Origin of the sequence: Paenibacillus sp. FSL R5-0766 (assembly GCF_037971845.1) — a bacterium.
GTDB lineage: Bacteria > Bacillota > Bacilli > Paenibacillales > Paenibacillaceae > Paenibacillus.
In genome coordinates this window covers 3,679,123-3,694,883 of record NZ_CP150227.1, presented here as the reverse complement: position 1 = coordinate 3,694,883, position 15,761 = coordinate 3,679,123, and the positions used below count along the sequence as shown (strand labels likewise).

The 15,761-nt window shown below is 43.3% G+C and carries 9 protein-coding genes; all 9 read right to left on the bottom strand.

Annotation, left to right across the window (positions count from 1 at the left end; genetic code table 11):
* Window positions 1–10: 10 nt before the first annotated feature.
* Complete coding sequence (locus tag MKY66_RS15925; protein ID WP_076210480.1) at window positions 11–949, bottom strand: carbohydrate ABC transporter permease; 939 nt, start codon at window positions 947–949, stop codon at window positions 11–13.
* 15 nt (window positions 950–964) lie between these two features.
* Entirely contained in the window at window positions 965–1,924 is a 960-nt protein-coding gene (locus tag MKY66_RS15920; RefSeq protein WP_076210482.1) for a sugar ABC transporter permease, read from the bottom strand.
* Between the two features lie 184 nt (window positions 1,925–2,108).
* Complete coding sequence (locus MKY66_RS15915; protein ID WP_076210484.1) at window positions 2,109–4,271, bottom strand: alpha-galactosidase; 2,163 nt, start codon at window positions 4,269–4,271, stop codon at window positions 2,109–2,111.
* 65 nt (window positions 4,272–4,336) lie between these two features.
* On the bottom strand, window positions 4,337–5,908 hold the full coding sequence (locus MKY66_RS15910) for a glycosyl hydrolase (protein ID WP_076210486.1): 1,572 nt from the start codon (window positions 5,906–5,908) through the stop codon (window positions 4,337–4,339).
* A gap of 230 nt (window positions 5,909–6,138) precedes the next feature.
* Entirely contained in the window at window positions 6,139–7,677 is a 1,539-nt protein-coding gene (locus MKY66_RS15905) for a response regulator transcription factor (RefSeq protein ID WP_179088511.1), read from the bottom strand.
* Window positions 7,664–9,466, bottom strand: a complete 1,803-nt coding sequence (locus MKY66_RS15900; RefSeq protein ID WP_076210490.1) for a sensor histidine kinase — start codon at window positions 9,464–9,466, stop codon at window positions 7,664–7,666. Before MKY66_RS15900 ends, MKY66_RS15905 begins: the two co-directional genes overlap by 14 nt.
* Before the next feature lie 265 nt (window positions 9,467–9,731).
* On the bottom strand, window positions 9,732–10,475 hold the full coding sequence (locus MKY66_RS15895; RefSeq protein ID WP_339805204.1) for a nitronate monooxygenase: 744 nt from the start codon (window positions 10,473–10,475) through the stop codon (window positions 9,732–9,734).
* Window positions 10,411–11,538, bottom strand: coding sequence for an NtaA/DmoA family FMN-dependent monooxygenase (locus MKY66_RS15890; RefSeq protein ID WP_083657019.1), 1,128 nt, complete (start codon window positions 11,536–11,538; stop codon window positions 10,411–10,413). The genes MKY66_RS15895 and MKY66_RS15890 overlap by 65 nt, the downstream gene beginning before the upstream one ends.
* Before the next feature lie 405 nt (window positions 11,539–11,943).
* A complete protein-coding gene (locus MKY66_RS15885) occupies window positions 11,944–15,747 on the bottom strand; it encodes a GH32 C-terminal domain-containing protein (protein WP_076210494.1) in 3,804 nt (1,267 codons plus the stop codon).
* Window positions 15,748–15,761 lie beyond the last annotated feature (14 nt).

The window sequence follows — 15,761 nt, the reverse complement described above, 5'->3', positions numbered from 1 at the left end:
TAGAGTCTCATCAGCTTTTGACCGCACCTAGTGTCATGCCTTTTACAAAGTACTTTTGCAAGAATGGGTACACAATGAGAATAGGCACAGTTGCGATGATGGTAATCGCCATTTTGACAGCGTCAGGAGACACTTGCGACATCAATTGAGACATGTTTTCCCCACGTATATTGTTCGAGTTTGTGGTGGTACTCTGAAGCACTTTCATGAGCTCATACTGCAAGGTGGTCAGGGAGTCATTGGAACCATTATAAAGGTACGTATCAAACCAGGAATTCCATTGCCCGACAGCAAGGAACAAGGCTACGGTTGCAAGAGCAGGCTTGGTGAGCGGTAGTATGACACGCCAGTAAATGGTGAAATCGTTTGCCCCATCAAGCTTGGCCGATTCTTGCAGAGCATAAGGAATTCCATCAATGAACGAACGGATGATGAATATATTGAAGGCGCTTACGAGTCCTGGCAAAATATACACTGCGAACGTATTGATCAGATCCAGATTCTTAATCAAGATAAAACTAGGAATCAAACCGCCCGACACATACATTGTGATCGCCAGAAATACGGAAACAAATCGTCTTCCCTGAAACTCTCTACGAGCAAGTGTATAAGCAACCATCGAACCGCTAACCAGACCTGCCAGGGTTCCTATTAGAGTACGAAGCACCGATATTTTGAATCCCGTGATCAACCCCTCATAACTAAAGATGAGCTTATAATTTTCAAGAGTGAATTGTCTAGGGAAAATAGAAATACCGCCTCGAACAGTATCTACGGAATCGTTGAATGAAATGGCGAGTACATTCAAAAAGGGATATAGCGTCGCAATCGTAACGACTCCAATGAAAACATAAACAAAGGTGTCAAATATCAAGTCTTGGGGAGATTTTGCGCCTATCTTCGGTCGTTTGGGTGTGACGGAAGAAGTTGTCGGCTCGGATGCTTCCATGTCTGTTCCTCCTCCTTACATAATGCTTTCGTTAGCGAATTTTTTAAAGAGTCCATTCACGACGAACAGCAAAATCACGCTGATGACCGAGTTAAAGATACTAATAGCGGTACCGAAAGAATATCTCCCCATGGATAAACCGTAGTTCAACGCATACAGATCCAACACTTCGGAATAATCGCTAACCATGTGATTACCAAGCAAGAATTGCTTTTCAAATCCGATTCCTACGAGGTGGCCAATCGACATAATAAACAGTACGATGATTGTTGGCCTGATGCCAGGGAGTGTAATATGCCATATTTGTCTCAAACGACTGGCGCCGTCTACCCTTGCTGCCTCATACAGTTCAGGACCAATCCCCGAAATGGCAGCCAAATAGATAATGGCGTTCCAACCTGTCTCCTTCCAAACATCGGCTCCGGTCACTATTCCCCAGAACAGTTGACCCTTGGCCATAAATTGTATCGGTTGGTCAATCAAATTCAGCCCCAAGAGCAAGTCGTTTATCGCGCCTCCGTCGGTTGACAGCATTTTGATGACGATCCCGGCGGCCACGACCCAAGACACGAAGTGAGGCAGGTAAGAAACAGTCTGTACGAAACGCTTCATAAACTGAACTCGTACCTCGTTTAGAACCACTGCGAACAATACAGGAAACACGAACCCAGCCACAAGCCCCATAAGGCTCATTGCCAGTGTATTTCTTAGCACCAAATAGAAATGCTCATCCTGAAACAGTGCTTGGAAATGATCGAATCCAACCCATTTTTGATCGAAAAAACCTTTGCCTGGTCTGTAGTTTTGAAATGCCATCGTCCATCCCCACAGAGGCAAATACTGAAATACAAACACCCAAATCACAAACGGAAATGACATCATGTACAGATATTTTTGATTCTTAAAGACTTTCCACTTTTGCGAATTTTTTTGTTTGCGTGTGTGGAACCTTCTCTCTTCTGTTATCGCTTTCATTTCATTCCCCCCTTTCCTCTCTCATCATAAAACGATTATTATTTTGGCGACATATCGAAGATCTAGTAGGATTTCATTCAATAATCCATACTGTTTTCAGAAAAAACAATTTCGTTTTCATAAGCTGGTATAATAAAAATCCCCTGCATTAAACCAATGCAGAGAATTTTTATAATCGCCATATTTATTGAGTAGCGCTCAACTTGAACCATGCACTGGTATAATCTCCTGTAAGGGTAGGGATGATCAAGCCTGCTTGCATTAAACGATCCCCGCCGAAAGTTCCCATGTATCCACTCTCTCCAGTCACTTCATAAGTATACGAATGATCCAATCCTTTGAGCTGAAGTACATCAGCAGCAGGATTGGGCTTGGCTAAAACTCGAAAGTAGAATACGATAGCTTCCAATCGATTGTCCGAAACGAACATCCAAGAAGTTTCATTGCCTTGAAATGGGCTCCGTAGTCTAAACAAATCACCTTTTTGTATGAGAGAACGATGTTCTTTGTACATGGCAACCTGTTCTTTCAGCTGGATTTTTTCGGCATCCGTGAATTTGGTCAGATCAAGTTCATAGCCAAAGTTCCCCGACATCGCAACGTCCCCTCTGAATTTAAGCGAGGTATCGCGGTGGACTTGATGGTTCGGCACGGCGGAGACATGAGCTCCGATGGTACTGACCGGATATACCAAACTGGTCCCGTATTGTATTTTTAAGCGTTCCACGGCATCCGTGTTGTCACTTGTCCAAGTCTGCGGCATGTAGTACAGCATTCCGGGATCAAACCGACCTCCACCGCTGGAACAACTTTCGAATAAAATTTCCGGAAATGCAGTCGTCAGTTTATTTAAAAGTTCATAGAGCCCAAGCACGTACCGATGTGCAATCTCCTGTTGATTCTCGGGTAAAGCCGTTGCGGAACCAATTTCGGTCAACGCACGGTTCATGTCCCATTTTACGTAAGAAACAGGTACGTTGGTGAAGATTTCAGCCAGTGCATCATACAAATAATCACGGACTTCCGGCCGTGAAAGATCCAATACCAATTGCCAGCGGGCTTCCGTCCGGCGACGGCCTTCAACGTGTAGGCACCAGTCGGGGTGCTTCCGGTACAGATCACTTTCGGGTGAGATCATTTCAGGTTCAAACCATAATCCGAATTGCAAGCCTTGGCGTTCAATCCGCTCTGCCAAATCACGCAATCCGCTAGGAAGCTTTCTCCGATCTTCAACCCAGTCTCCAAGCGAACTATTGTCGCTGTCACGTTTGCCGAACCAGCCGTCATCAAGCACCAACAGTTCAATCCCCAGATGAGAGCCTGTCTCGGCAATCGCTTCAATCTTTTCTGCAGTGAAATTAAAATAAGTTGCCTCCCAATTGTTCACGAGAATCGGTCGCTCCTTGTCCCTATGCACGCCGCGGCATAAACGGTTCCGGTAGAGTCGATGATAGATTCGGGACATGCCTCCGATCCCTTCATTTGAATATACCAATACAGCCTCAGGAGTTTGGAAGGATTCGCCAGGAGGAAGCAGCCAACCAAAATCAAATGGATTCAGGCCAATGCCCAAACGAACGACACCAAAAGCATCCACTTCCGCTTCGGCATGGAAATTACCGCTATACACCAGATTTACAGCAAAAACCTCCCCATGATCCTCATCGGCTCCCGGGCTAACGACAGCTGCAAAAGGATTGTGCTGATGACTGCTCATTCCACGTTTGCTCCCAAGACTAGTACCTCCTGGGCCTAGAGGCCTGCGTTGAAGATGCGCCTCTCGAGCCCAATGACCCGCGAGGTATAACAATTCATAATGGCTCTTGCCATACAAATCAACATTGGCACTAAGCGCACGTAAAAGTTTGATCGTGCTGTGACCGTTGTTCTTAAAGTGAACTGACCTGGTAATAGCACCATCCCTGAAGATGCAATATTTCAGAAGAACGGTGATTCCTGCGTACGCATCCTCCAGTTCCAGCTCCAAGTTATCTGCTTCATGGTCTGTTTCCGTATACACATACGGCAGACCATCAAGTGCTGGTTTACCAGCGCCGGTTGAGTACCCTTTGAAGCGTAGCTCTGTAATGCGGCTCCCGTCTTCAAGTAGAACTTGATAGGCAGGCGATCTGAAGTCACCTGTTCCATATTGCGGATATTCATGAGGCATGGAGCCTAGCTCCGTTTTTTCCAGACCTGGTACAAGTTTTTCAAGGTTTCCTTTCTCGGACAATCTTTGTCCCCAATATACCAGTAAAGGATAGCCGTCTATGATTTGAATAACATAACTGGTTACGCGGGATTGCAGATGAAAAATATGCTGTGACTTGTTAATATAAATAGCCATTACATGATTCACTCCTGTTAAACTAGATTGTTCCTGCTCAATAATAAAATGTATCCCTTTTCGATTTAGGGACTACCATACAATCCTTTGGGAAGTTCATCTAGCGTGATTACGTTGTCATGATTGTATACCTTTTTCAAATGTTCCTTTGTATTCGTTTTTCTGTCGCGCAGATAATCTCCAGTCCAGGTATTGAAAAAACTCCAATGTGCGCCGTAAGTCTGGAGCAGATCAGGATCCGGAATAGGCCCGTTTTCTGCAAGCGCTACAAGCTTTTTGTGCTTGCCCAAAAACAAGAGTTCATCATACATGGCAATGTTAGGGCTATGATCGCCCGCTGGATTGTAAACGTCGATACTTACAATGTCGACCATATCATCGCCCGGGTACCACTCCTCCTTCACAGAGTTCCAAACCCAAATGAGATTGTTTAACTGATGGTGATCGGTTAAACGTTGGTACATTAGTCTATATAATTTTTTGGCAGGTTCAGGACCTTTGGCTCCCCACCAAAACCAGCCGCCCTCTGCTTCGTGCAGTGGTCTCCAAAGTACGGGAATGTTATGATCCTGTAGCCGCTTCAACTGAACAGCGATGGCATCAATGTCTCGAATTAAAAGCTTGTAATCTTCCGATTCCGGATGATTCAGGGCATATTCTACATCGAAGGTTGTAAACTCGGTATTAAAACCTCGCCACCATTCGTGGCCCGGTTCGTTGCCGCCTATTCCCTTCGGCGCATTCCAATGCCAGCTTAATGATACTATTCCTCCGCGTTCGTACCATTCAATCATCTTCTCCACCTCGTTTGAGGTACTTCCATTTTCAACACGGGATGGAGAATAATCCATCAAATCACTGGAAACCAGCGCAGGGGATTTTCCTGTCTGCTTGTAGATCCACTTCGCATCTTCCAGTGTCTGCTGTCCTGAAATTATCTTCTTTCCATACTGGCTGGTCATAAAATCCAAGAGTGCTTTGGCTTGGGGAGTTGCTTTGGAATTACTTAAGGTATCCATCTTTATAACCTGTTTGGGTATGTTGGGATCTATACGTTTGAGCTTGATATACTCAATACCATAGTATCCCCACCCCCGTAAGATTTGGATGGAGTTGCTGCCTTGGTTCAGAAGCACTTTGGTCACCTTTTTTTCAGCACGGACCTGCCCTGGGTTGGGAGCATTAAGCGTCAATTCACCAGCTCCTGAACCATTCACTTGAATAGAGGTCGTTTTGTCCCCATTTCCTTCTGGAATGTAATATCCCAAGCTCAACTCATACAGGCCATCTTCCGGTGCTTCAACCTTGAACGCAGCGCTTCCTTTAGCTGAATTATCCTCTTCGAAAAAATAAGAAATGTAACCTTTGCCATCATATGACTTGTCCTTGGCTTTGGCAGTTGTCTCATCACGTTTTTCAATCCCGTACCCTTCTAGCTGAGCATCTTTAAATGTTACTATTAATGCTTGTGTTTGATTAGGTTCAACAACAAATCCGGGTACCGTAATGGCTGCTTCCACCCTGGAATGAGTGAAACTCGACATGATGATGCCCAAAAAGAAAAAGGCCGATCCTAACATGAAATAGGTTTTATTTGACGCTGCATACCTTATCATTGAACCTGATTTAGTCTTCATTTTATGCCTCCCCTCCGTTCATTACATTCCTGTTATCGCTTTCAATTGTGATGGTCCCTCCTTTCGTATCAACTATATTGGCTGAGGAGGCTCTCGGACATATCACAAATCTTAAATCCTTTCATTCTAAAATCCTTTGTATTTTCAGAAAATACATTTATTTTCATATGGAGATTAAAAAACTCCCCTACTGTTCGTTACTTCCGTTAGTAGAGGAGCATGGTTTAAGGTTATTCTTTTTTTTGATAAAAAGAAGGTGACTCCCCTTCTAGCTTCTTGAATTTGGTGTAGAAATAATTGACGTTTGAATATCCTACCCTTTCAGCCACTTCGTAAACCTTCATATCCTGAGCCAGTAACTCTTTCGCTTTCTGAATCCGTATCCGATCAAGATAGGCGTTGAAATATTCCCCTGTGTAACTTTTGAAGAGTTGGCCCAGATAGGAACTACTGTAGTTAAACAATATGGCAAGCGTTTCTAATCTCAGGTTATCCCCATAGTGCCGATCTATATAATCCAGCAATCGCTTCATTTCATTGTCTTTACTATTGTAATCTGCGCATCGAGCGAGCCTCTCCATAACAACAGAAATACGGTCGACGAGATCCTGAATATGTCGGGATTGATATACTTCAGCAAGGAATTGGGCCGGGTCTCCTGGATAATCGCTTAAAGACCAGACACGGGAATGAATTTTTCGAACTGTTTCATTAGCAAGATAGAAGAAACGGTCACGGATCTCCTTTTCATCAGCCTGATTAGCTACTTGTTGTAATGCTATTTCGTTCAAAAATGACGAGATTGCACTTGCATGCCCAACATCGACCAGATAATGCAACCTGAAAGCTTCTTCCTCCTTATTTGAGATAGATAATACTGGAGAATGGACAGTTTCCTGTCGATAGCTTTCTGGTGTTTCCTCAGTGAGAAGCCTTCCTCTGTCATAGAAAAAACTACGCTCCAAAAGGGATTTTGCTGTTCTAAACGAATGAACAACTTCCTCAAGAGACCGCACGGGCTGCCCTACTGCTACGTCCATTTCAAATCGAAGCTCACCTGATAAGAGTTGGAGATTCTTGTGAAGCTCGGTCCATCCCAATTCGCTAACAGGAGAGTTACTTAGCAATAAAACAATGTATGGTGGAAAATATAAAACGAACCCTTGACGTTCCGAAGCGTAGGTTCTGCTGACTACATTTTTGAAATTCTGAATTTGTTCGCTTTCTTCTGGATCTGAACCTGAGAACCCGATTAGAACGATCTGATACGTAGTCCAGCTGATTTCAAATGAGTCTGACCACTTACTCAAAATGGAATCCTCTGAAGCATGATTACCGGTTAGTAGAGAATAAAGTATCCATTCCGGTGTATTCGTTTTTTGTAACATATTTTTTTTCTGCACGTTTGAGAGCTGTTCATGAATCTTGTGAAGTGATGCTGAAAGTTCTTCCTTGTTTACAGGTTTGAGCAGATATGCTTCAACACCGAATTGAAGAGCTTGCCGCGCGTACTCAAAATCGGCGTAACCACTGAGTATAATGACATGACTGATCCAGCCACGGTGACGGATCTGCTGAAGGAGTTCCAATCCGTCCATGCCTGGCATACGTATATCAACCAACAATACGTCGGGAATCGTTTCTTCGAAGATTCGGAGAGCCTCATTTCCACCGGCTGCCGTTCCAATCACTTCAAATCCCAATTCCCTCCAAGGTATTAACGTTTGTAACCCCAAACGTAGTTTCGGTTCATCATCAACAATGATCACGGAGAACATCAGGTTCCCCTCCCTCCTTCGGAATACAAAATGTGATGCAGGTGCCTCTGCCCTCTGTGCTTTCAATTGAAAGCCTTGAACGTATACCGTAGGTAAGTTCTAATCGGTCGTTCACGTTACGTAGCCCAATACGATCCCCGGCTTCATCGGAGTCTATTAACTGTTTTTTTATCTCATTCATTTTCTTTGGAGGAATACCCGCACCATCATCATGGATTTCTACAAATAACACCCCCTGATCGTTAACCTTCGTTCGAACAGTGATCAACGTTGGACCCTCTTTGCGATCCAACCCATGGAGTATCGAGTTCTCAACCAAAGGTTGAATGATAAGTGGGGGAATTTCAATGTGTTCGCTTGTTGGGTCGATTTCCATAATGTATTGAAGTCGGTCTTCATACCGGAATTTTTGAAGTTCCAAGTAACACCGAACCATGTTTAACTCTTCTGAAAGTGGGATCTGGCGACTTCCGACCTCTAAACTATTTCGGATCAACACACTAAGCTGCCATACAGCTTGGGCTAAACCCTCTTCCCCGCGAAGATGTGCTTCCATTCGAATGGACTCAAGTGTATTAAACAGGAAGTGGGGATTGACCTGACTCGCTAACATCTTAAATTTAATATCATTTTGTTTTTGCAATAGTGTCTGTTTCTGCTGGTTACTCTCCTCCACTTCCAACATTAGTTCACTGATTCGATGAACCAGATCATTGAATTGTCTGGAGAGTTGGCCGATTTCATCTTTTCCATCGAGGTCAAGATAAGTATCCCAGGACACCGTACCTACTCGGGACATGTGCTTACTAAGTCGAAGCAGTCTTCTCGCAATAAATGATGCCGAAACATAAACAAGCAAAACTGCGATGATTAGACATCCACCTATAACAAATGTAGCCAAGCGAATGATAGCGTTTGCATCATGTAGAATCTCAGACACGGTAAAAACGGAAATGATACGTAGTCCATTCCAACTATTCTGTGGAGTTATGTTTGCTATAACCACCTTCGAATTTTTCCCATCCATAACAGCTTCGTAGCTGCCCTCCGTTTGAGACAACATATTACTCCCGGCATGTACAGAGGCAAGGTTTTTACCGTAGAGATCAGGGCGGTTGGCTGCCACAATATTGTTGTTGTCATCCACGATCATCGTTGAGAAAGTCTCTTGGGATAGAATAGAGTTTAGCAAATCAGAATTCACATTAATCACCAAAACACTTTCATTTTTCAACTCATCCAGATTGATTTTTCGAACCAGACTTAGATAATGTTTATGATCACGCTCATCCTGAATATAGTCCCACCCTGCAAGCCCCTTTTGACTCAAGGCGGCTCTATACCACTCAGACTGTTTCGTTTGGTCTTCTGGCTGCATAAATTCCCAATTATTGAGCATCGTTGAATTAGACGTATATAACCGAATTGATTTTATTTCCTTATACAGCCGCATATAATCCCGAATGTCAGTATATTGACGATAGGTTTGGATAACTTCGTTATAACTTTCATAATTGCGGCTTGCTATGGACTTCATTCGGTTATCATTGGAGAGTTGATAGGAAATATCAATAGCTACATTGATAACTTCCTCGGTCCTTTTCTGTACACGCTCCACGTTATTGGTTGCTTGTTCAGCGGCATTCAGGATCATGACTTCCTTCAGCTTGCTTGTTAGATAGATACCACTTATTAAAAGTGGGAGTACGGCCACGGTTATAAAGATCAATGATAGCTTACTTTTAAGTCTGATGTCATTTAGTATTCGGATAAAGCGCATAGCACGGGCCTCTTTCCTATATGTAGTTCTGATAATGATGGATGAAATTCACATATGATTAATATTGTAATTTCCCTGTTTACATAAAGCCAAATCTACTCTTCTCTTTTTGAATAGTCAATGAAACATTTTATATGGGATCGAGAGGGTCCGATTGGTTCGTAGTAGGTCAGAGTTATTTCATATCGAGTTTTTCTAACTAATAATAAACCAAGCAGCCGATCATATGATCGGCTGCTTGGTGAGGGTAAGTCTATCAAGGCAATTATTTAAAATCTTGCATTAAATCATCGATGACTGCTTTTACAGTTCTAATCTCTTTAATTGGTGTAATTCCTGTGCCGACAGTAATATAGCCATCGTCTGTATTGCCTTCTAGCATTCCGATACGCATTCTTCCACGCATCAATTTTGCTGTTTCTTCACGACTGGCACCTTGTTTATCCATTTCGACTAGTTTATACGCCAATTTAGTAGGTAAAGAACGATAGTATGCTGGTAAAGTACGGAACATTAGTAAATCTTCTGCTGTAGCATCTACAATCATTGGAACAATCGAAAATGTTCCAATAACTCGTTCTGGAACCGTACCCCCTTCATCAAATCCAGTCGCTACATAAACATCGATTCCAAATTGTTCTGCAGCTTTTGCATTTTCAATAGTAGGCGTAAGGGGTCTATATACAATTTTAATATTGTTTTCTTTTAATGGTTTAAAGATTCTTTCATCCAGTATATCATTCACCAGAACAACAGGAACTTTCTCGTCAATAACTGTTTCTATAAGTGGCCATGTGTAAGCTAAATCACGATTCACGATCAATGGAATGCCAAATGGCTTATTCGTTAAGGATTTGGTTTTTTGTATTTCAGTTCTCATTCTTTCCGCACTTATTTCGGGTGAGCGAGTTATATCAACCTGACCGGCATTTGGACCTATATTATTACTTCGTGTATTTATTTTCTGGGTAAGGTAGACCCAAATTTCCCCGAAGTGTGTCGTCCTCATATTCCTTACGGAATATGCCTCTATCTTGCAAGATAGGAACAACCAATTGGATAAAGTCCTTAAATCCTGCCGGATGATCTTGTCTAATCAGCAAAATATCCATGATGCCTTCTCGATACCAATGTTCGATTTGTTCGGCTACCTGCTCTGCCGATCCTATCAATCCAGGTTTCGGCATTCGATAACCTTTAGGCATCCATGATTCAATTTCCCTTAGCTTTTCCAGGGCTTCTTGTTCCGTTCTACCAACGATCGGGTTGTGAGAAGGCATCATCAACAGGTCATATGGTGAACGCCCTTGATTTTGAACTTTACGTTTAAGTTCATTAGTAAATGCCTTGAGATATTCCAAATCATGTCCAGGTGCCATGATGACTTCGGCATGCTGTGCAGCAATATCCATGAACTCCGGTGAGGTGCCCGCTTGAAAGACCACTGGTCTTCCTTGCCTCGATCGACTGATGTTTAAGGGACCCTCCACGGAAAAGTAATTCCCGGTATAATCTAGCGGATGCATTTTAAGCGGGTCATAAAATATCCCACGTTCCTTATCACGTATAAAGGCATCATCTTCATACGAGTCCCAAAGTCCTTCAACAATCTCCAAAAACTCTTTTTTCATGGGATAAAGATCTGCTTTCTTCAGATGGGACCGACTGTAATTGGCTAATCCTCCAGGATTGGAGGTAATTGCATTCCACCCTGCTCTGCCTTTGCTAATCTTATCAAGGGAAGCGATTTGCCTAGCAACCGTAAAGGGATCAGCGTATGAAGTCGCTATCGTTGCGGTTAAACCAATGGAATGAGTCACCATACTCAATGCAGATAGAATGGATACACCCTCAAACATGCTTAGATAGTGCGGGATCATGCCAGGTCCGATATGACTTACGTCTGCCAAAAAGATCAGATCGAACTTTCCCTGTTCAAGTTGTATGGCTTTCTGTACGTAATACTCAATATTTTCACTGGCATCTGCTGGAATATGAGGGTGTCTCCAACCCGTGTAATTCCAACCCACGCCATCAATAATTCCTCCTAGTTTAAGCTTTCTTTCTTCCATAATAGAATGATCTCCTTTTCACGAGTTCACTTACTTTCCTTGTAGAACACCTAATTCCTTAGCCGATAACTTGTGCCCTTTCTTCCGACTCTCTTGATTTGGATAGAAGTCAGCACTCCGTTACTCCTTGCCCTCTTAAGTTTATTATTTAGCTTGCTAACTATAAGAGTGAAAATAGTTGGTTGTTGAGCCAATCTTAAGCGTAATCGTTTCGTTTGCAAAGAGGGCAATTAAAATGAACATAGTACATCTTTTTGTACGTATAGATTGGGAAAGGCCATCCTTTGTCGGATGGCCGTGTATATGCTTTGATAAAAAAACCTCCAGTTGTCGTCCCCTTTGAGTCTATCCCAACCAATATAATTGGAATATCTATGAGATACGCCATCATGGGATATATCTTGATTATTTCGTTAATATCCATTTTTGTCGATCAAGTGATGGATTCAGTTCACTTAGGAAGAGTTCGGTCCCATCTTCCGATACTCCTAATGCTTTTTGATGATGAGCTGAAGTAATATGAACTGATCCGTCTTTGTTCTGGTGAAGGACCCAACGCTGGTTGTTGTACCCTAAGTAATGATATAGCTGAAGTTTGTTTTGCCCTATATCCAGATCAAGCGTCTGACCGGCCGTAGTACGAATCGAATACGAACCTGCTTCGTCGCCTGTCGGAACAAATACCCACTTCTGGGTGGAAGCTGCACTTGCATCCTGCAAGGCAACGGGCTCCCCGTTGACAAGGTTCACTGTATAAATGGATTTCTGTGTTGCGGCATTTACAAGGCTGGACTTGGTGATGTTTGCAGGTTCACCGTTGCTCACATTGACGTTCTGATAAGATGCGGAGCCGCCAAATACATTCAGTCCAAATTGGCCTTCTGCAAAAGTACCATCCATGATATCTATGACTTTTTGACTGTCCACGTGAACGACAATATGCGGACCATTCGCTTCTATTTTCACCTTATACGTTTGACCTGGTTGAATGAAAGTTGGTACTTTTGCAAGAACCTGCCGTTCTTCAAATCCTCCATTGATTTTGTAGAACAGACGGATTGCCTTCATGTTATGGTCTAGATTCAGATAATAACCACTGCGCCCATCCTCGCTAGCCCTGAACAAAATAGAACCTGCCCCTCCTGTTTCACCGAGCATCATGTCTGCTTCATACGTAAAATTCCCAGCCTTCTCTTTGGCAATATAATTCGCATCGCTAATATATTTACCACGAATCCCATATTCACTAACTAACCATGAAGCAGCAGACAGGTCTTTAGTCCATCCACTCAGGTTTGTCCGGAACTCGCCACCTGAGACTTTAACGAGTACACTAGTGGAAGTTTTGCCATTCGGAGTAGATACGGTGACTGTGGACTCCCCTTCTTTTTTTGCCTTAATAACTGCGTGTGAATTGTCTACCAAATCTATGGCTATTACTTCGTTATTAGTGGAATTCCACTTCAGTGGTTGAACGCCTAGACCTGGGCCATACTCGACCATCGCCTGCAGTGTATCCGACTCGCCTACCCCCAGTTCCCGAACGCTCGTATCCATTTTTATTTGAGCTTTTGAAGGAATGTCCGCATTCCAGACCGATTGAAGTTGATGCACTTTCAAGGAAACAACGTTCACATTCCCATTTTTCACGTAAAAACTCATCGCTCTACTAGCAGGATCCGGAAATATTACATCTGAAAAGACGACTTTGCCGTCGTTACCAAAGGCTTCAACAGAAGACTCATCCACAAGAATACGCATCTTGATCCGATTATTCTCCATTTGCGTAGGCGCTTCATGTTTCTTACTGAAAAGGTTAGAAAAATCCGTTTCACCGGATGCAGTTCGGTCCACAAACATACGACTATCACTTGCCTGATAACCCACGACCGTCTTCTGATTTGCACCCTCACGAATGTTAAATCCAAACTCGGTCACTGTGCTATTTTCAGGGATTTCAATTTCAGCTTCAATTTCGTAAGCACCTGAAATAATACCTTTTAGCAGATTCCCGGAAGAAGGACTCACCGACTTGTTGGAAGCAGAATACAAAGGTTTACGAAGTGATTCCAATTCTTTGATTGGACTTTGCACCATCCGAATTCCATCTTTGGTTGTTACCAATGACACTTCTCTCGGAATGGTTAGTTCACCTTTCCAATTGGACGTTGGGAAAGCGAACGGATAATCCCAATTCGTCATCCACGCCATCATCACTGTGCGATGATCAGGCATGTTAGCGAAAGACATCGAAGCGTAAAATTCTTTACCAAAATCTGTTCTTAGCACCTTACCCGCCGGATTATCGTTCACGAATTTACCATCAGCTGTTAAATGACCGATAAAATACTCGGCATCTGATCCACCTGTTTTGGGATTCGCTCCTGTACTGATCATCATAACCCACTTCTTCTGTGACGTTCCGTCTACCGGAAGCTGGAACAAATCAGGGCATTCCCATACTCCTCCGCGGACGTAATCCCCATATCCCCAATTATCCGTCAATGTCCAGTCAAGTAAATTCGTTGACGTGTAGAAACGAATATGATCTCCTCCGGACACAACCATAACCCAGCGGTTATTCTCATCATCACGGATCACTTTCGGATCGCGGAAATCCCAATTCCCAGCTTCATTTCCGCTCTTACCTGGGTTCTCGATCACAATCGGGCGCTCCTTCGAATACTCCCAAGTACGACCTTGGTCTTTACTGTAAGCCAGACCTATACGCTGGTTCCCATTCGGGCTATCCGGATTAAAGGAAGTGTAGTATGCAAGAATGCCTTTGCCTCCTGAATCTCCGAATAAACCAGATGCATTTGTCATATCCGCAACAGCCGACCCAGACCAGACATGTCCGTGATCATTCCAGGGAAGTGCAATCGGAAGTCGTTTCCAGTTCAGCATATCTTTACTTACCGCATGCGCCCATGTTCCTCCATCCTGATGGAAGAGATGATATTCTCCTTCGAAGTAGACAAGTCCATTCGGATCACTCGCTGAACCACGTATTGGCGTGTAATGATATTGTGGACGATATATCTCATTGTAATATTGGCTCAGTTCCGTCACATAAGTATCCTGAAAGTAAGCCGTCCCTTTTTTTACGACGATTCCAGTACTTCCACTCCTGTAGGTTGAATCTTTCACGTCAATCGCGGCCGTAGTGTACCCATCCAGGAAAACCTGAATTCGGTCTCCCTTTGCCTTGATTTCCACATGATGTTTGGTTCCCGTCTGACTCGGATAAGTACGTTGCGAACTTGCAATTACTGTTCCTGTTGTATTCGTCAAACTTACACGGACCTGATCTCCTTCCTTCGTAAGAGTAGCTTCATATCCTTCAGCTCCATCGGTTGAAGATCGAAATGCGAGAGCTGCAATAGAATCAGGACGAAGGGTAATATTCCCTTCATAGACCATATCAGCCGCCTCTTTATTATAGATTTGCTGTGCTTTGCTCTCCTGCTCTACCGTCCCTCTTTTGCCGTTGATATCAGGCTGCCATTTTCCCTTGCTAGAAAGCACCGTACCCAAATTACCTTTCAGATCGCTCACCACGATGTTCGAAAACAAGGCGGATCCATCCCATACATGGAGTCCAAGCTTTCCGCTTTGATACGAAATGTCTTGAACATCAATTAATGGTTTATATTGATTGCCCCAATATACTTTTAGCGAGGAACCCACTGCCTTCACTTTGAGATGATAGATTTGCCCCATTTCAACAGAAACTTTACGCTCCTCCTTTAATCTCCCATCTCCATTTCTTGCATCTCTTAACCGAATCAGACCTGCGTCCGGAACGATTTGCAGCATGTACGAGCTAAGGCCATCTTCATTAGAACGAAACAACAATGTGGCGTCTGCCTTCGTATCCCTGATCATGACATCAGCTTCATAGATAAAATCGCCTGACACTGTCTCTGAGATGGCCATTACATTTTCTTTAGGCTGCGAAGTCAGCAAGATTCCTTCTGAAGTATCCTCTAATCCACCTTTTCCTTTCACTTGCCAGCCTATCAGATTGGTGTTTGATTTGGATGCGCTTTCAAAAATATCAAGCTCCTCCTTTGCCTGTTTATTTGTTTCCTGATCAGCAAGTACAGCACTAGCCGCAACTGATGTAGATGTAAAAATACTGTTTGAAGTCAGAGTTAATCCCGTTGCCATCAGAAGACATATTGCGAATTTAGATTTATCTTTCATTCCATACCCTCTTT